At 47.5% G+C, this 19,125-nt stretch carries 11 protein-coding genes; 4 read left to right on the top strand and 7 right to left on the bottom strand.

The window, feature by feature from the left end; translation table 11 throughout:
- Positions 1 to 2 precede the first annotated feature (2 nt).
- Complete coding sequence (locus HB364_RS05925) at positions 3 to 2,018, bottom strand: alpha-ketoacid dehydrogenase subunit alpha/beta (protein WP_167286946.1); 2,016 nt, start codon at positions 2,016 to 2,018, stop codon at positions 3 to 5.
- Between the two features lie 57 nt (positions 2,019 to 2,075).
- Here HB364_RS05925 and HB364_RS05920 point away from each other — a divergent pair, with 57 nt between their 5' ends.
- Positions 2,076 to 2,837, top strand: a complete 762-nt coding sequence (locus HB364_RS05920) for a hypothetical protein (protein WP_167286945.1) — start codon at positions 2,076 to 2,078, stop codon at positions 2,835 to 2,837.
- 81 nt (positions 2,838 to 2,918) lie between these two features.
- Here HB364_RS05920 and HB364_RS05915 read toward each other — a convergent pair whose 3' ends face one another.
- The 6 genes from HB364_RS05915 to HB364_RS05890 form a co-directional block, all read right to left on the bottom strand.
- Positions 2,919 to 4,469, bottom strand: a complete 1,551-nt coding sequence (locus tag HB364_RS05915; RefSeq protein WP_167286944.1) for a RagB/SusD family nutrient uptake outer membrane protein — start codon at positions 4,467 to 4,469, stop codon at positions 2,919 to 2,921.
- Positions 4,470 to 4,501: 32 nt separating this feature from the next.
- Positions 4,502 to 7,537, bottom strand: a complete 3,036-nt coding sequence (locus HB364_RS05910; RefSeq protein WP_167286943.1) for a SusC/RagA family TonB-linked outer membrane protein — start codon at positions 7,535 to 7,537, stop codon at positions 4,502 to 4,504.
- 557 nt (positions 7,538 to 8,094) lie between these two features.
- Positions 8,095 to 8,451, bottom strand: coding sequence for a phage holin family protein (locus HB364_RS05905; protein WP_167286942.1), 357 nt, complete (start codon positions 8,449 to 8,451; stop codon positions 8,095 to 8,097).
- 76 nt (positions 8,452 to 8,527) lie between these two features.
- Entirely contained in the window at positions 8,528 to 9,814 is a 1,287-nt protein-coding gene (locus HB364_RS05900; RefSeq protein ID WP_167286941.1) for a M16 family metallopeptidase, read from the bottom strand.
- A gap of 13 nt (positions 9,815 to 9,827) precedes the next feature.
- On the bottom strand, positions 9,828 to 11,111 hold the full coding sequence (locus tag HB364_RS05895; protein ID WP_167286940.1) for a M16 family metallopeptidase: 1,284 nt from the start codon (positions 11,109 to 11,111) through the stop codon (positions 9,828 to 9,830).
- 111 nt (positions 11,112 to 11,222) lie between these two features.
- Positions 11,223 to 12,422, bottom strand: a complete 1,200-nt coding sequence (locus tag HB364_RS05890; RefSeq protein WP_167286939.1) for an aspartyl protease family protein — start codon at positions 12,420 to 12,422, stop codon at positions 11,223 to 11,225.
- Between the two features lie 195 nt (positions 12,423 to 12,617).
- Between HB364_RS05890 and mqnC the strand changes: the two genes are divergently transcribed.
- The 3 genes from mqnC (at position 12,618) to HB364_RS05875 (ending at position 19,124) form a co-directional block, all read left to right on the top strand.
- Entirely contained in the window at positions 12,618 to 13,742 is a 1,125-nt protein-coding gene (mqnC, locus tag HB364_RS05885) for a cyclic dehypoxanthinyl futalosine synthase (protein ID WP_167286938.1), read from the top strand.
- Positions 13,743 to 13,857: 115 nt separating this feature from the next.
- Complete coding sequence (locus tag HB364_RS05880) at positions 13,858 to 14,997, top strand: hypothetical protein (RefSeq protein ID WP_167286937.1); 1,140 nt, start codon at positions 13,858 to 13,860, stop codon at positions 14,995 to 14,997.
- Between the two features lie 212 nt (positions 14,998 to 15,209).
- Positions 15,210 to 19,124 carry a response regulator gene (locus tag HB364_RS05875; protein WP_167286936.1) on the top strand — a complete coding sequence of 1,305 codons (3,915 nt, stop codon included), beginning with the start codon at positions 15,210 to 15,212 and terminating at the stop codon, positions 19,122 to 19,124.
- Position 19,125 lies beyond the last annotated feature (1 nt).

Here is a 19,125-nt window from a genome sequence, read left to right as displayed (position 1 = left end):
GATTAATAATTAATCAACTTCCTGATATACTCATCCAATCTTGCTTTGGCGAGGAAATTATTTTCCAATTCAATACTAAAAGGTACGGGCGTATCGAGGGAGGCGCAACGCATCACAGGAGCATCCAGTAAATCGAAACAATGTTCCCCGATCCAGGCAGCGAGTTCTCCCCCAATGCCTCCTGTCAGGGTATCTTCATGCAATATCAATACCTTACCGGTACGGGCAACGGCATTGCGGATGGCTGCATAATCCAATGGCAGCAAAGTGCGCAGGTCAAGAATATGGAAAGAAATGTAGGTGTGGGTATTGGCATATTCTGTAGCCCAATGCACGCCACTGCCATACGTAATGATGGAGATATCAACCCCCTCCTGTACTACCCTTGCCTTGCCAATTTCAATTTCATAATAGGCATCAGGTACAGGTCCGCTCACACTCCGGTACAGCGCCTTATGCTCAAAATACATAACCGGGTTGGGGTCGTTGATCGCAGCGATCAGCAGTCCTTTCGCATCTATGGGAGTAGAAGGATATACTACTTTCAGTCCGGGTATATGTGCAAACCAGGCTTCATTGCTTTGCGAATGAAATGGTCCGGCGCCTACGCCTCCACCCGCAGGCATGCGGATCACCACATCGGCAGGCTGTCCCCAACGGTAATGGATCTTGGCCAGGTTGTTCACGATCTGGTTAAAGCCAACAGTAACGAAATCGGCAAACTGCATTTCCATCATGCTCTTAAACCCTTCCAGGCTAAGGCCGAGGGCGCTGCCCACAATAGCGCTTTCGCAAAGTGGTGTATTGCGCACACGCTCTTTGCCGAACTCCTGTACAAAGCCTTCTGTTATTTTAAAAGCGCCACCATATTCCGCAATATCCTGTCCCATAAGAATAAGGTTGGCATGTTGCGTCATAGACTGGTGAAGGCCTGCTTTGATCGCATCAATAAAGCGGAGTTCGGAGGTGGGAAGTCCGGAGTCAGATAGCGGCTGCGAATGATCAATGACCTTTGTTGACTGGCGGCTGGCGGCTTCCGGCAGGGCATAAATATCATCCAGTTCCTGTTCTGTATCCGCCACTACAGGTGCAGTATTAAACCCTATGGAAAGTTCCGTTTCAATATACTCTTTAATATCCTGCCTGATGATAACCAGTTGTTCTTCATCCAGCACGGCTTCCGCCAGCAGGAATTCTTCAAACTTTTTGACAGGATCTTTCATTTCCCATACTTCGAATAAATAAGCGGGCACATATTTGGTGCCGCTGGCTTCTTCATGGCCGCGCATGCGGAAGGTAGCGCATTCTATAAGGTAAGGCTTTTGCTTTTCGAGGCAATAATCGCGTACCCCTTTAATCGTATCATATACCGACAGAATATTATTGCCATCAATCTTAATGCCTTCCATGCCATAACCTTTCGCACGCTCTACCAGGTTTTCGCAGCGGTACTGTTCCGAAACAGGGGTACTTAATCCATACCCGTTATTTTCTATAACGAAGATCACCGGCAGGTCCCATACGGCGGCGGTATTCAGCGCTTCGTGAAAATCGCCCTCACTGGTACCACCTTCCCCGGTAAAAGCCAGCGCCACTTTGTTTTCCCTGCGGAGCTTGTGGGCAAGGGCCACACCGTCGGCGATGGCCAGTTGAGGCCCCAGGTGCGAGATCATACCACAGATATGGTGTTCGCGGCTCCCGAAATGAAAGCTTCTTTCGCGGCCTTTGCTATAACCTTCCTGGCTACCCTGCCATTGCATGAACAATTTATGTAATGGCATATTCCGCCCGGTAAATACACCCAGGTTCCGGTGCAGGGGCATGATCCATTCATCCTGCTCCAGGGCCAGCGCCGCTCCTACAGCAATCGCTTCCTGTCCGATGCCACTAAACCATTTGGATATTTTTCCCTGCCGCAAAAGCACCAGCATCTTCTCTTCGATCATGCGGGGCAGCAACAGGCTTTTATAAAAATGGACCAACGTTTCGTTGGTCAGCTCTTTACGGTTAAATTGCATACTCCAAAGATATAGATCGTAACGAAGCCGGGGATGGATATATTTTAAATTTAAGCTATGAATTTCTTACAACGGATGGCCCGCAGTTTCATCACCATTTTACCCTCTGTATTGCCCGGTTGGTTGCTGGGCAACTATGCCTGGCGTATGATCTGCCAGGACATGACCTGTAAAGCGATCAGTATGGTACTATTGCTTACCGCGGCCATATTACTGCTTTGGTCGATCATAGTATTTGTAGTCTCATTACTGGAAACTGAGGAAAAAGAAGGGTATGATGTGTGGAAGCGATTCCGGATCAACCTGCTCTCCATTACCCCCAATATCCTTTTTCATGCAGCGATCTTTGGTGTTATGCTGTATGGCTGCCTGCTTTTAGTGACGTCGCATGTAGATACAGCTGCTACGAAGGAATCAGGGAGATTTTTTCTCCTGGTAATCCTCGCTGTTCCCATCTATGAGCTCACACGCCTGTTCGAGCGTAAAAAGTCGGTGGAAGACCGCCCGGAGGAAAGTAATGATGTACTGAAGAAAAAGAATGACTTACTGAAAAAATATACACCCCAGCCTGCATCGCCCGACTGGAAGGTATATGGCGGTATTTATTTGCAAACAGCCTTCACATTTGGGATATGGTATGGCGTGCTTTTCCTATTGTTGCCCTATAAGTCATTATTCGAAGGCCATATCAAAGAAACCTCCCTGCTGGTAATAGCTGTTATGGCAGTAGTGAGTTTCCTGCTGTTGAAATTATTTAAGCAAACGGAAAAACTGTTGCGGGCAAGGGGTATCATTAGCTGGGACTCTTCTTATTTCTAGCAGACAATACCCTTACAACTGAAAAAGGGGAGGCTTTACGCCTCCCCTGTGTTGTTGTGTTATATATAAAAGGGTCGGTAATCATTTCCAACCACTGGTAGCAGCGGCGGTTGCCGTTTCACCCCATTTCCCTTTTTCGCCGGCATATTCAGCTCCACCAAAAGTGTACACGGGATCAGGCGTAAGCAAGAGCTGCTGTTCGGGATTGGGAAACTCTGTAGGGGTGCCAGGCTGCAATAAATCATTCCTGCGCATAAATACCCAGGGGTTGATGACGCTTCCTGATACATCTATGCTAATGGCATATTCATAATGCAAGGTTTTTCTTACTGCCGCTTCTGTAACGGCAATGGCTGGCAGACCTCCTTTGGCAATCCTGTCGGCAGCCGGATCATTCAATTCGGCGGCAGCGCCGGCAATATCACCGGCCCACATTTTGGCTTCTGCTTTTAACAGCCGTATTTCCTCCGACAAAAAAATAGGATTGGGATAACCTGTAACCGTCAGGGTATTGGGGTAAGTACCTCCCTGCGACCAACGATTGTGTTTATAATTGGAAAAAAGGTTACGTCCCCTGTCTACCCTCAGGTAACCAAAGTTGGTGCTGTATTTAAAATACTGGGCAAACCGGGCATCATCTGTTTGAACAGGCCCGAGTGTAACAGACTCGTTCAAAGGATAGCTACTGGGATAAGTTCCTGTTTTATCAGCAAAATAGGCCACCTTAATATCAGCAGGAAGGTAGGCACCCCCACCCGCTTCTGTAAGGCCATAGTGCGCCATGTAGTTGTAATAGCCTCCGCTTACATATGGCACTACAATATCTTCTTTGATGCCTGCATTGGCATAGGCCAGTACTTTATTCCAGAAAGTAGCACCAAGTGCGATAGCCTCTGCTTTATCCCGCGGTACGGATGCCAGTAGCCGGGCAGCCAGGGAGTTGGCAAGCTGGATGAACTTAGTTTTGTCCAGGGCTACATTAATATAAAAATCAGATACCGTCATGGAGGAAGTTGCACTGGCGGCAGCAATGGCTTTATCAAAATAAGTCATGGCGCTTTCAATCATTTCCTTGTAGGAGTTGGAAAGCGCTTTGGAACCGGCAGTGCCGAGGTTCTCATTGGCAATGATCCCCCGGTCGTAAATAGCGCCCAGGTAACCCAGGGATATGCCTTTGATCAGGTAAGCAATAGCATAAATTTCACCGGTCCGGTCCCTTGCTTTATCATCAATCCCTTTCGCGCCTTTATCCAGCGCTTCAATGATCACGTTGGCGTTCAGGTTGGGTGTATAAAAGCTGGCATAGGGAGAGCTGAAATGTAAGTATCCTCCATAAGAGAGGCTATTATTCAAACGTTTGCGAGGTTCTATGGCAAAATCCCACCACTCCTGCACCCGGTTAGTAACCGTTGTCTGGTCGGCCAGGGCGCTTATTCCATAGCCAAAATTATAGGCCGAGTTGATATTCCATAATGCATTGGAGAAATTGCCCGAAGCCAGCTTGTAATAATAATCTGGTGTTTTTTCGATGCCTTCTTCCAGGGTATAAGTAGTAGGATCGTCAAACTGTAGTTTTTTGCAGGAAGAAAATACCCATATCAACAATACAGGTATAACAATATATTTTTTCATATCCTTCATTTTAGCTGTATTTCTTAAGCAGTTTAAAAATTCAGTATCAGCCTCGTTGAAAAAGTCCTGTAAACCGGGTAAGGGAAATATTCGTGGTTGCCTTCGGGATTACTGCCCTGGAAATCGGTCCAGGTGTACAGGTTCCTGCCGATAACAGACAGGGTAGCATCCTTAAAGATCTTGCTCTTTTTAGGGCCGGGAAGACGGTAGCTGAGCGAAAGCTCACGCAAGGCTACATAACTGTTGTTAGCCACCCAGAAACTGGTATAAGAATTCCCGTTATACAGGGTTTGCAAAAAAGTGAGGGGCAGGCCCGACGCAGCGTATTCCTGCCATATTTTGGACCGTGCGTCAAAAGAAAGATATTGTGTGGTCTGATCGTATTTCTGACCGCCCTGTTGCCAATCTACGGTTCCATATAAGGTGAGATTCTTGAAAAAAGTAAAGGTGCTGGTAAATCCCACCTGGAAGTCCGGCTGGGCATCGCCAATCAACGTAGATAAATTGGCCCCTCCTTTTTGTAACAACAATGGCTTTTCATCTTTGGTGCCAAGCTGGCTGGCCAACACCACAAATCCACGGCTGTTAACCGTAAAGTCACTTAATGCATAGGCGCTGCCGGCAGCATTGGTCACTTTACCCGTTGTTTTATCCACTATAAGTTCAGAAAGGCTGGTTAGCACTTTATTACCATACATGGCAAAGGGACTTACACCCACATCTTTCCAAAACAGTCCGTCTGTAAAAGGAGGAAGGCCGGCGCCCAGGCTCTTGATCTCACTTCTTACCCGGCCGAAAGTGAGGCCAAAATCCCAACTAAAATTCTTTGTTTCAACAGCATTGCCATTTATTTCCAGTTCGAGGGAATTGGATTTAGTAACGCCAAAATTCTTATAAACACCAGCAGCCTCATAAGGCGTAAATGCCGGCGGCCTTACCACATCGCCCGAGCTCCTTGCTATTGCATAATTGACCTGCACGTTTATTTTCTTATACAATACCGCGTCTATGCCAAATTCCCACTCATGTGTAATAGACCGCTGCAGTTCGGTACTTGCCAATTGATTCAAGGTAAACCCGCTGGCTGACACAGTAACCCGGCTGTTCTTTAAGTTATAAGCAGGCACACTGCCGGCTGCGCCGTAGTTCACACGGGCTTTGAGTTCGCTTACCGCATCACCCAGGTTAAAGTCCTGGGTAATACGGTAAGCCAAAGACACCCGAGGAAAGAAAGCGGTTTGTTCATCTACACCATACCGGGAACTTTGGTCAATACGGGCCAGGGCATCCAGGAATACCCTATCACGCCAGGAAGTTTGCAAATTCAGGTAATACCCATAATTCACGGTTTGGTTGATGAACATATCCGAGCCATAACCGGTTCGCGTATCTGTGCGGGTATTGCCAATGATATAAATATCAGAGCTACGGCTAAAATCATAACCGGAAACGCCAAATTCCTTTTCCTGCCATTCTTCATACACCATTTTTCCCGTAACCCCTAAAGTAACATCTTCACCAAACTTCGTATTGTAATTAACCTGCGCCTGGCCGTTGATCATCTGGTAATAGTTGTATCCCAATGATACACTGCCATTATTCAATGATTCATTGGTAGTAGTGGTTTCAAAGCCACGGGGATAGGTATCGGAGAAAGTGTAATTCTGTTTTCGCACAGAACCCAGCGCTTCGACCGACAAATTTTTCAATACTTTGTAACGCAGTTTACCCCCGGCGAGATAGTTATCCGTATTATTGGTGTATTCCCGTTTGCTCCATTCATACATGGGATTGCTGAGATTGGCGCCCTGGATATTCCAGCCATCGGGCCGCACATTATAGTTTCCGGCGGCATTTTTGGCGGCCAGGTTAATGAACGGTTCCCATTGGAGGCTGGCAGCAAAGAAAGTACCCTGCCCATTACCAGTCACCGCAACAGATGGCTTTACTTCATTAAAGTAGTTGATATAGGCTTCTGCTTCCAGCTTGGCAGTGGGCCTGAACTGCAGGCGTAATTGCAATGATTTTTTCTTGTTGGGATCAATTGGTTCGGCAACTCCGCCCGTATATTGATTCCTGAACGAGAGGAAAGCATTGTATTTATCGCCGGAAGTGGCGATAGACACATAGTTGCTGAAATACCTATTATCGCCCAGGAGCGCATCGGTATTATTGTAATAATTTTTATAAGGGCTGAGGTTGACAGAAAATCCGTTACTCTTATAATTGGCGATGCGAGTGGTAGTACTGCCGCTTGCATAAGCAAAACCATAAGGGTCACTATCGTTGGGCACATAATAGTGCATCGTGGCCAGTTCAGGCGTTCTTTGAATATTGTTCACGCCCACTTCATTATCCACGGTAATAGCCACTCCCTTTGTACCTCTTCCTTTTTTAGTGATCACTTGTATAACACCGCCTTCTGCACGGGTACCATATAAAGCGGAAGCAGCGGCGCCTTTAACCACTTCAATAGCTTCCACGTCCTGGGGATTAAGGTCCGACAGGCTGAAATTGGTAACAAATCCATCTATTACAATAAGTGGATTGATGTTGCCAAACATGGATTTGGCCCCACGCAGAAATACAGAAGCGCCATCATCGCCCTGGGTTTGGCTTATCTGGATGCCTGCTACTTTTCCCCGCAATGTTTGCGAAAGATCGAGTGCAGGCGCCGTATTTATTTTTTCAGCAGATATTTTGGTTAGGCTGAATGACAGCTTCTCCTTGCTGGTAGCCTGGGCTACACCAGTAACCACCACATCGGTCAGCGTTCTCACATCATCGGCAAGCGCCACAGTAATGGTAGTGGAGGTACCGGTCTTTACTTCCTGTGTTAGGTGCCCAATGGCAGAAACGATCAGCACAGCACCTGGTTCGATAGTAATGATGAATGATCCATCTGCACCAGCAGAAGTGCCTTTATTATGCCCTTTGATCTTAATGGTTGCTCCAAAAAGGGGCAGGCCCTGTTTATCGGTGACTGTACCTTTCAATTGTTTTGATTGTGCAAGCAGACTGTTAGCAGTAAAACTGAATAGCAGTAAAAGTAAAAGCAGTGTTCGCATGTGTACCAGTGTTTTGGTTGAGTAATAGAAATAGGATCCCCTTCCATGGAAAAATGGATGCAATACAAGGTAGAAGCCATAGCAATCCCCTTACAGGGAGCTATAGCTTCTGTGCACATGTAGAAAAACAAACCAATAAGCTTGTCAGGATAATGCCTGTACGGGCTAATCCATGGTTAAGGTGTATTTTTTCCGGTACTTTTGGGAGTTATACAGAAAATGATTGAGGGATGGTGCAAAAGCAATGCACCATGAGTAAAAAGTTGTTTTTCTCATGCCTTAGTTGGTTTTAGTTGGACAAATCAGCGCCTGATATACGGTTGGGCCGTAATTAAAAAGATTTCTTGTTTTTCAGTAAAGCATTGCAGTCGCTTTAATGCATATGAGCAAGCAGGTTGATGTGATGATGTTAAAAGTAAGTTAACACGATAAAAATATCAAATATTTGTTTGCGTTATATGAAGTACTTGCAGCCACCCTGTTTGCCTTGTAACTCAGACTGGATAAGCGATTCTCCTATTTATTAAACAGCCAATCATGATAAATTCCCGATCGCATCAATAGGACTGTTCCCGGTCGCGCCGGTTCTCTTTATACAATACAGAGGTAATGATGGAAAGCAGTAAACTGAATAATAAAGCCCACCAGAAACCATCTACCCTGAACCCTTTTACAAATTCGGCCGTGAGCAATATAATGGCAGCATTGATAACAAAAAGAAACAGGCCAAAGGTAAACAGGGTAATGGGCAGCGTGAGTAGTATGAGTATGGGCTTTACAATGGCATTGAGTATCGCCAATACAATCGCAAAGATGATAGCGGCCCAGAAAGAATCAATATGAACACCCCGGAGGATATAAGACAATCCAAAAGCAATGATCGAGGTAACGATGATGCGCATGATAAAATTCATAGCATATGTTTTTAAAGGCCTGTTGCGTGTATAGGCAATAGCTATGAAGTTAACACTTATTCAGCACATCCTTATCCTATATAACTACCAGCTCATAAAACTGATCGGGCTGCAGGTACTTATTGGCCAGCTCCTGTAACTCCTGTGTGGATACTGTTCTGATGATATGCAGGCTATTGTTAAAATAGCTTTCGTCGAGATTATTAAGCACTAAATTTTTCCAGCGGCCTATCACCTGGAAAGGGCCATCCAGGTCGCCGAGAATGGTGCCAATCATGAAGTTACGGGTCATCAGCAGTTCTTCATCGTCTACCGGCTCATCGCGCAGGAGCGCCATCTCATTATACACCTCGGTAACAGTAGCTTCACTCACATCCCTGCCTGCTTCCGTGCTGACCATCCAGGCGCTGTCGTTAATATGGTTCAGCAGGTAACTGTAAATGCCATAAGTATACCCTTTTTCCTCCCGGATATTGGCCATCAGCCTGGAACCAAAGAAGCCACCAAACAGGTTATTCAGCACCATTACCTTCTGGAAGTCGGGATGATGCCTGTTGGGGAAGGGACGCGCTATGCGTATGGCAGCCTGCACGCCTTGCGGATCATTGAGCACATGGCTCTTTTTCTGAGGGGCGGGCTGCACGGGATGATGCACGGCTGTTATTTCCTGCCGGTGTGAACGGAGCGACAAGGAGCCGAAATGCTTTTCCAGTTCAGTAATAAGATCGGCGGGTAGTTTACCGGCCGCGAAGATCACACAGCGGCCATTGCGGTAATGGTTATTGTAGAAGGCAACAATGTCTTCCCGGCGGATGGCATCGTAATCTTCTGCATTATTGTATTTGCCATAGGGATGCTGCTCACCAAAAAGGTAGGCATCAATCAGCCGGCCGGCCACAAACTCGCATTTCTGCAGGCTTACCTGTAAACGTTGCTTGGCATTTTGCTGGTAAATAGCCAGTTCCTCTGCAGGGAAAGTAGCGTCCGTGATCAGTTCGGCCACCACAGGCAGCAGTTCATTGGTATGTTTGTTCAGGCAGTGCAGCGTAAGCTCCGCCGTTTCATTATAGCAGGACCGGTTAAGGTAAGCGCCATGGTATTCAAAATGCTCATTGATATCAAAAGCTGAGCGTTTGGAGGTACCATTCTTTACCAAAAAATTGGTAGCCGCTGCCACCGCCTTTGAGCTTTCATACCAGTTACCGGCATAAAACACCCAGTTTACCATTAAGGTATCTTCACTGCCCATATCAACCGCATATACTTCTATGCCATTGGAGAGGGTGTGTTTTTGGCAGGCCGGTAAAGTGATCGTAAAATCAACCGGTTCTTTTATATCAGGAGCAACAGTTCTGTTAAGCATTGTCAGATCAGCACTAAATTGTTTGTAATCGTTTTTCTTTGTCACCCTGAGCTTGCTGAAGGGTGTTGCTGTAATAGCACAACGTATTGGAATTGTTCACATCAAAGATCTTCCGGCTGTATTGCAGGATATCTTCACGGGTTACGGCAAAATACTTTTCACGGTCTGTATTAAAGAGGGATGCATCGCCCAGCAATTCATAAAAGGCCAGGTTATTGGCACGGGTCATCACACTCATGTCTTCAAAAGCAATGGCCGACTCTGTTTTATTCTTGACCTTGGTAAGTTCCTTTTCACTGATGCCTTCATTCTTGAGCTTTTCCAGTTCTGCATCCACCGCCTTTTCAGCCTCTTCCATCTTAACCCCTTTTACCAGCTTGCCTTCAATAGCTACCAGGCCCTTATCTACAGAGCCAAAATGATAGCACTCTATATGGCTGAAAAGCTTTTTCTCCTTTACCAACGACTGGAACAACCTGGAAGAACCACCGCCACCGAGCACTTCGGTAATAAGATCGGCTACATAATAGCCATGGTCCATACGGCTGTCCATATGCCAGCATTTGTACAAAGCATCGAGGGGCACATCGGCTTTTACCTCCATACGGCGCGGAGCTGTCTGGGGCAGCTCATCCGGAATGGCGCGCACATATTTTTCACCGGCCGGAATATCGCCAAACCACTTCTCCACCAGCTTCTTTACTTCAGCCGTTTTTATATTGCCGCCCACTACCAGGATGGCATTGACCGGACGGTAATGTTTAAAGAAAAACTGCTTTACATCGTCCAGGGTAGCATTTTCAATATGCGACAATTCCTTGCCGATGGTCATCCAGCGGTAAGGATGGGTAGGATAGGCCATTTCACGGAGCTTGAACCACACATCGCCATAAGGCTTGTTGATATAATGCTCCTTAAACTCTTCCGATACTACTTTGCGCTGCACTTCCAGGCTCTTTTCATCGAATGCCAGGGAGAGCAGGCGGTCACTTTCCAGCCAGAGAGCCGTTTCCAGGTTCTCGGCAGGCAACGTCACATAATAATTGGTAACATCGTTGGTCGTATAGGCATTGTTCTCACCACCGGCCATCTGCAGGGGCGTTTCAAAATCCTCTATATTGACCGAGCCACCAAACATGAGGTGCTCAAACAAATGGGCAAAGCCTGTTTTAGCGGGATCTTCATCGCGGGCGCCAACGTCATACATTATATTAACAACAGCCATCGGGGTGGCCGGATCTTCATGTACCACTACGCGCAAGCCATTAGACAACGTAAACTTTTCAAACTGTATCATGGATTTTTCCTCTTTTGGGGAGAGGGGACAGCAAATTAACGACAAGTTGGGGGATAATGTTCAAAAACCACCGGAAAAGGAGCTAATCAATTCATTATGAGCTATCTTTTGTTACCTGCCGGTGAGGATATTTTTCACTTTCAGCGTCAGTACCACCGGACCGGATTCCCTGAGTACAAGTATCTTCAGCTTTTCGCCGGGCGTTTGCATCAGGTTTTTATAGGCCTGGATGTTTTTGCTGAAGTTATTCTGTACCGCCACAATGATATCATCGGGTTTAAAGCCGGCCGCTTCTGCAGGAGAACCAGCCATTACATCCACCACCATGATCTCCCCCTCTACCACATACATGCCCAAGCCGGTATAGGAATAATCAAAGGCATCCTTAAAGTGGGTGTTGGGCATCATATAGATCTCCGAACGCTCGTAATTGAGTGTGAGGTTAAACCTGCGGAGCAGGTCATTACCAATAAGGCCACCCAGGGCCGGGTATTGCGTAATACCGTATTCATCATCAAAAATATAGGTAGGTACATTCCTGAACTTATAGGGGCCAAAGCGCAGTTGTTTTACCACGCCCTGTTTCATGGCAGCCTTACCCCCCAACCCTTCGGCCTGGGTAGCATACCATTTACGTCGCTTGCCTATAAAGGCGCTGTCATTCACAAAATCAGTAGATAATAAAAGGCACATGCCTGCGCCGGTATCAAAGTAAAAACGGCCGCTGACAGTACGGGCATCCCGTATGGTGCTGCCGAAATTGGGTATAAAGCTGATCTGGGGCCGCAGCATAAACCCGCCCCGCGGGTATTTGATAGATCCTCTGGTAAACACATGGATCTTAGAGCTGTCGTAATCTATTTTCACAATGTAGCGGGAAAGAAAGCTGAAGCCGATGATACCATCAATTTTTTCACCATAGGCGCTGGTGAGGATATCATAATCATTAATATGAAAATTAAGGCTGTCTACCGATAGCCCGGGCAGGTGCAGGGTATGGTTATAAGCATACCGCACCACCATGGAGCCCGCTATACCCCGTATGGTACGATCGCTGGGAACCGTTTGAATCTTAATATGGGCAGCCGTGGTCGAATCGAGTGAAATACCGCCACTACCAGTATCCAGTACAAAATTGAGCGAATCCGGAAACTGGCTCACCTTGGCTTTCAGGGTAATAATGCCTCCTGTAAGCATCCGGAAAGAAAAACTGGTAATGCGCTGGGCGGGCGCAGGCACAAATAACTCCTGCGCAGGCAGCCAGGCAGGAACCGTTATAAGCAGGAACAGAGTAATGGTACGCAATCGCATGGGCTATTTTACAATTTTCTCCCGTAAGCATTGGATTTTGTCTGTGAGCTACCGGTTTCACCTGACGAACAACGCTTACCCGGATTACGGTTTAAGTTAATTGTTTTTACAAGAAAAGAAGTGACCGGTGAAATAAAAAATACTCATTATGGGCAAAACCTATCCTTTAGTACTTTTGTTCTTTACTATGTTGTTATGAAAACAGACGATCTCTACTCGAAAGCCCTGCAATTTGAATTCCTGAGCATTGAGGAAGGCATGCAATTATTTGAGGAAGCACCCCTGACAGAACTGATGTATGTAGCCAATGAATTGAGGAAGAAGCAGGTGCCTTACAATAAAGTGACCTGGCAGATAGACCGCAATGTAAATACCACCAATGTTTGCACTGCCAACTGTAAATTCTGCAATTTCTACCGGATACCCGGTCATGCGGAAGCATATATTACCGATATAGAGACCTACAAGAAGAAGATAGAGCAAACCATCCGTTGGGGCGGCGACCAGTTATTATTACAGGGAGGCCACCATCCCAAACTGGGATTACAGTTCTATGTAGACCTATTTCGCCAGTTGAAATCCCTGTATCCCACGCTCAAATTACACACTCTCGGGCCTCCCGAGGTAGCCCATATTACCAAACTGGAAAAATCAACCCACCGGGAAGTATTGACGGCCCTGAAAGAAGCAGGCATGGACAGCCTGCCCGGCGCCGGAGCAGAAATACTGGTGGACAGGGTGCGCCGGCTGATCTCGAAAGGGAAATGCGGCTCCCAGGAATGGCTCGATATAATGCATGAGGCGCATAAGCTGGATATTACCACGTCGGCCACCATGATGTTTGGCCATGTGGAAACGGTGCGGGAACGGTTTGAGCACCTGGTGAAGATCAGGGAAGTACAAAGCCGTAAGCCGGAAACCGCCAAAGGCTTCCTCGCCTTCATCCCCTGGACCTTCCAGGATGTGGATACCCTGCTTACCCGCATCCGTGGCGTACACAATCTTACTACAGCCGATGAATACATCCGCATGATCGCCATCAGCCGCATCATGCTGCCCAACGTAAAGAATATCCAGGCTTCCTGGCTTACGGTAGGTAAACAAACGGCCCAGATCTGCCTGCATGGCGGCGCCAATGATTTTGGCAGCATTATGCTGGAAGAAAATGTGGTGAGCGCCGCCGGGGCGCCGCACCGCTTTACCTATAAGAGTATCCAGCAGGCCATTCGCGAAGCCGGTTTTGAACCCCAGCTCCGCAATCAACAATATGAGTTCCGCCAGTTACCGGAGATGATCGAAGAGCAGGTAATAGATTATTAATAATAATTAATGTCAGGCTGAGCCTGTCGAAGCCCCCTTCGACAAGCTCAGGGTGACAAATTATTGATTATCTTCATATCCTGGTTAAGGCCAATGGTGGCGTAAAACTTTTACCATGACCACCCGCCTTATTTATGGGATTCTCCTGCTGTTCCTGTTTGCCTGCGGTTCGGGTAACAGGCTTTCCAACCGTTATACTTTTGAAGACAAGACAGTCTTTGAGCTGATTGAAAGGCTCAACAAGAATGCCCATGACAAGCAGGCGGCAGATATGCTGCCGGCAGCTTATGAAGCGGCACTGGAAAAACGGAAAGAGATCATTACTGCCAATAAGAACAGTGGCCACCTGGGCGATCGCTGGATGGAGATTGCCAAAGAACGCGAGGTACTGCTGCAAATGTACCAGGCCATCAAAGCCTCGCCTACAGCCAGCCAGGCCCTGCCCACTATCAAAGATCCCACCGCAGCCATTAACAGCGCCAAAGAAAAAGCCGCCAACGAATATTATAACCAGGGCCTGGAGTACCTGAATTACAATAACCGCCAGTATGCGCAGCAGGCTTACGACTATTTCAGCAAGGCCAACCAGGCAGTGCCCGGCTTTAAAGATGTGAGAAACCTGTTGCAGCAAGCGGAAGCTGCCAGTATGATCCGGGTGATGGTGAACCCGGTACAGTACGACCGTTATGGATTTAGCTACTGGGGCTTTACCAATGACTGGCTGCAGCAGCAAATGGTGCGCGACCTGAATACCGGCTCGTTCCGGCATGTGCGTTTTTTTACCGACTGGGAGGCCCGCGGACAAAATATACGCCCCGACCGGGTGGTAGTCCTCAACTTTACCCGCATTTTCATCGGGCCCGTCTCTTCCGATAACTACACCATCCAGCGTTCGGCGCAGGTACAAACAGGAAGTACCAAAAGCAACCCGCCCAAACCTGTATACACGACCGTATATGCCACCGTGTACGTTAGCCGGCGCATCCTGAAAAGCAATGCTTCGCTGGAATGCCGCATTTACGATTGGGCCACCGGGCGCAATATTCTCTTTGATAATTTCCCGGACAACTATGTATGGCGGCAGGAAAGAGCCACCTATAAAGGCGATCAGCGGGCTTTGACACAAGCCGACTGGGCCCTGATCAATAACCGGTTCGACGACCGGCCACCCACTCGCAACCAGATTGCCGACCAGCTGATCCGGAACTGTTATAACCTGCTGCTGAACCGTATTCAAAGCGGGGTCAGCTTCTGAGATAGTTTGTCAGGCTGAGTCCCGCAAAGCGGGATAAACGCTGTCGAAGCCGCCTTCAAAGCACCCTTCGACAAGCTCAGGATGGCAGCGACAGGTGATTTAAGTCAACTATTTCAGGGTAAATACTTATTATATTAAAAAAAAGCACCTGCATATTCAATAGAAAGCATTGTTTTGCAGTTATTTAATCCGTCGAATATCCTATTCAAACCATGAAGAATCCGTTCCGCAAATTGATTCGTATCATTATGGTGCTGTTGGCAACAGTGCTGTTGCTCAATTTTGCGGATTACTACCTCGCTGCAACTATCAACACCGGCAAGTTTATTTCTCTCATTATCGCCTTTCTATGCCTTGTATTCCTCATATTGGAACCTTTGTTCCGCAGCAATCAGCGGAATTATGAAGAACTGCAGGTGGCAAAAAATGAGCTGCAGAAAGAGAAAACCTATTTCTCTTCTATTCTCAACTCACAAACGAATTACGTTATCCGCATTGACAATGATGGCAACTTTGCGTATGCCAACCCCCGTTTCCTGGACACTTTCGGCTACAACGAAAAGTTCCTGATGGGAGAACCCTATTACAATACGATCTACCCCAAAGACCTGTACCGTTGCCAGCAGATGGCCGAGGAATGCTGGAAAAACCCCGGCAAAGTACACAAGTTGCTTATCCGTAAACCCATACAGGGTACCAAGATATTCCAGTGGACAGAATGGGAATTTATAGCGCTACAGAATGAGAAGGGGGTATTGGAAATACAGGGTATTGGCATCAATGTTACCGATAAGGTGATGGCCGAGCAACTGAAAGAAGAAGCCATCCGCACTTCTTCCTACGCCATGACCTACGCGCGGATGGGTAGCTGGAAGCTGGATTTCTTTTCGCAGGAAATGACCATCAGTAAGGAATTCACCAGCCTGCTGGAACAAGATGAGCAGGAAGAGATGACCATCTCGTTTGAACAGTTTATGCAGGAATATGTGTTGCCGGAAGATCATAACCAGATGATCCGTGAGCTCACCAATTCCATCCATAATAAGTATAACCACGACTACGAGACCAATTTCAGTTGCCAGATCATTACCCGCAAGGGAAATATCCGTCACCTTTATATCCGTGGCAAAATGGTGGATGCCACCAGCGGATTTGGCATAGCACAGGATATCACCACTCAGAAAGAAGCAGAGCAGGCATTACAACATAGCGAACAACAGTTCCGCTTGCTGGCAGAGCATTCGGAAGACATTATTACCGTTAACCAGCTTGATGGTATATTGCTGTACGTATCGCCTTCGGTGCAAAAGACACTGGGCTTTTCGCCGGAAGAAGTGCAGGGGCAATCGGTGATGGACTATGTTCATCCCGATGACGTGTATAAATTCCTGCAGCAGGAAGACAGTCCGTCGCTCTCCGACGTGGAAAATCTTACCCTGCGCTACAGGATGCGCACCAAAACAAATGATTACGTTTGGCTGGAAACCATCATTAAGCCGGTACGTGAAATGGGCGAGGTAACGCGGCTGATCTGTACTTCCCGGAATATTACAGAACGCAAGCGGTCGGAAGCGGAACGGGAGCAATTACTGGCAGAGGTAAAACAATCAGAAGAGCTGCTGCGTACCGTGATCAACTCTACACCTGACTGGATCTTCATTAAAGACCTTGGCCACCGCTTCCTGCTGGTGAACCAGGCTTTTGCAGATTCCATGCACCGGAGGCCGCAGGATTTTATTGGCAAGGACGAACTGGAAGTAGGATTCCCGGAAGAACTGGTAAAGGGCGATGCCGGCAATAATATCCGTGGATTCTGGAGCGATGACAATGAGGTAATAAAATCGGGCAAGGCAAAATTCATACAGGAAGAGCCCTCTTCCATCAATGGAAAAGCACAGGTAATGACAACGGTGAAAGTACCGCTGCGCGATTCCGATGGCGCCGTATGGGGCGTGCTGGGTTTTGCCCACAACATCACCGAACAGAAAAAAGCAGAAGACCGTTTACTGCATAAGGACCAGTTGCTGCAGGCCATGGCCGAAGCCACCCACCAGCTCATCAGTAACAACCACCTCGAAGAAGCTATTGGGGAAGCTATCCAATTGCTGGGCATCAAACTGCAGGTAAACCAGGTGAACGTGTATAAGAATGATTACGACGCCCGGGAAGATAAATGGTACTCCAACCAGTTACTGCATTGGGACAATGCCACCGGTGAACTGGTGCACAAAGATCCCGCCTACCAGCACATACGCATGCACGAGGAAAATACCATCACCAGGACCCTGATGAAAGAAGAGCTGTACTGCGGTTATGTAAAAAATATTGAAGAAGATGGAGACCGCGCCTATTTTGAGAAGATGCAGGTAAAGTCGGTAGCCATCATTCCCATTTTCACTTTACACCAGTTCTGGGGTATTGTAGGTTTCAGCGATATGGAAGAGCGCGATTGGACGATCACGGAGTTTTCTATTTTACAATCCTTCGCGGCCACCCTTGCAGCGGCCATTGAACGCAAGCAGATGGAACAGGAACTGGTACAGGCCAAGGACATTGCCGAATCGGCCAGCCTGGCCAAGAGCGAGTTCATGGCCAATATGAGCCATGAGCTGCGCACACCGATGAATGGTATTATTGGTTTTACCGACCTGGTGCTTACCACCGATCTGCAACGCACGCAAAGGGATTACCTGAACAACGTAAAAAAATCGGCCAATGGCCTGCTGGATATTATCAATGATATCCTTGATTTCTCCAAGCTGGAAGCAGGCAAATTAAAGATAGACCATACACCTTTCCGGCTGGATGAGCTGGTAGAAGAAACAGTAGATATCCTGATGGTGAAAGCTTTTGAGAAGAACCTGGAGCTGATATGCCATATTGATCCGGAACTACCTGTTCAGTTTGGCGGCGATCCGGTGCGCATCAGGCAGGTACTGGTCAACCTGCTGGGCAATGCCATTAAGTTCACCCCCCAGGGAGAGATCCTTATTTCAGTAGTAAAAGCCGGCGGCATTTATCAAAAGAACAACAAACCATTCCTGGATATAGAGCTTTCCGTACGTGATACAGGCATTGGCATATCGCCCAAAAAGCTCCGCAAGATCTTCGAGAGTTTTACACAGGCCGATTCCTCCACTACCCGCAAATACGGTGGCACGGGCCTTGGCCTCACCATTTCAAAGAGCCTTGCCGAACTGATGCAGGGCGCGCTTACGGTGAATAGTGAACCCGGAAGGGGCAGCACGTTTACCCTTCACCTTCCCCTCGAAGTGATGAAAGATCATGTAGAGATAGCGGCCGCGCACAAACCGCCCTTACGCAAAGTGCTGGTAGTAGATGATAATAGCACCAACCGCTGGCTGATGCAGGAGATATTCCGCTATTTCAGCATTCCCTGCGAGGTAGCCGGCAGCGGCCGGGAAGCGCTGATGATACTGGAACGCATACAAAAAACAGGAGAGCCGCTGGACCTCATTATTACCGATCACCACATGCCGGAAATGGATGGCATGCAACTGGTGAACGAGCTGCGGCAGCAACATACCGGCCTGGAACAACCTACCGTACTGATGTTATCATCGCTGGAAAAGAACCTGTTCCAACATGAAGCCGATAAACTGGGTATCCGGCAGATGCTTACCAAACCGGTAAAAATGTATGAGCTGTATGCTATGCTGAGCGCGATGTTCATGCCGGATAATGAATTAAACAAACCGGCCCTGTCTGTTGTCAACATTGAGCACATTACAGAAGCTGCTTCCATCCTGGTGGTAGAGGATGATCCCATTAATATGATGCTGATCACAGAGGTATTGCGGAAGATGGGCTTTGAAGTGATCCGCGCCAACAATGGTAAGGAAGCACTGGAAATATTGCCCCACTATGATCCGGTACTTATTTTTATGGATGTCAATATGCCGGAGATGGATGGCTACACCACTACCCGTTTTATCCGCCAGATGGGAGAACCTTACCGGCACCTTCCCATTATAGCCCTCACCGCCGATGCCATGCAGGGCGACCGCGAGAAATGCCTCGCTGCCGGCATGGATGATTATGTTTCCAAACCATTCCGTATTGAAGAGATCGTTGGCGTACTGAAGAACAGGACATTATTGGTGTAAT

Source organism: Paraflavitalea devenefica, from assembly GCF_011759375.1.
Taxonomy (GTDB): domain Bacteria; phylum Bacteroidota; class Bacteroidia; order Chitinophagales; family Chitinophagaceae; genus Paraflavitalea; species Paraflavitalea devenefica.
The sequence above is the reverse complement of the archived record's forward strand: the minus strand, read 5'-3'. Positions and strand labels throughout refer to the sequence as shown.

Excerpts from the sequence above, each read along its gene's own strand:
- HB364_RS05925 (WP_167286946.1), bottom strand. The coding sequence starts at position 2,018 with ATGCAATTTAACCGTAAAGAGCTGACCAACGAAACGTTGGTCCATTTT.
- HB364_RS05920 (WP_167286945.1), top strand. The coding sequence starts at position 2,076 with ATGAATTTCTTACAACGGATGGCCCGCAGTTTCATCACCATTTTACCC.
- HB364_RS05915 (WP_167286944.1), bottom strand. The coding sequence starts at position 4,469 with ATGAAAAAATATATTGTTATACCTGTATTGTTGATATGGGTATTTTCT.
- HB364_RS05910 (WP_167286943.1), bottom strand. The coding sequence starts at position 7,537 with ATGCGAACACTGCTTTTACTTTTACTGCTATTCAGTTTTACTGCTAAC.
- HB364_RS05905 (WP_167286942.1), bottom strand. The coding sequence starts at position 8,451 with ATGAATTTTATCATGCGCATCATCGTTACCTCGATCATTGCTTTTGGA.
- HB364_RS05900 (WP_167286941.1), bottom strand. The coding sequence starts at position 9,814 with ATGCTTAACAGAACTGTTGCTCCTGATATAAAAGAACCGGTTGATTTT.
- HB364_RS05895 (WP_167286940.1), bottom strand. The coding sequence starts at position 11,111 with ATGATACAGTTTGAAAAGTTTACGTTGTCTAATGGCTTGCGCGTAGTG.
- HB364_RS05890 (WP_167286939.1), bottom strand. The coding sequence starts at position 12,422 with ATGCGATTGCGTACCATTACTCTGTTCCTGCTTATAACGGTTCCTGCC.
- mqnC (WP_167286938.1), top strand. The coding sequence starts at position 12,618 with ATGAAAACAGACGATCTCTACTCGAAAGCCCTGCAATTTGAATTCCTG.
- HB364_RS05880 (WP_167286937.1), top strand. The coding sequence starts at position 13,858 with ATGACCACCCGCCTTATTTATGGGATTCTCCTGCTGTTCCTGTTTGCC.
- HB364_RS05875 (WP_167286936.1), top strand. The coding sequence starts at position 15,210 with ATGAAGAATCCGTTCCGCAAATTGATTCGTATCATTATGGTGCTGTTG.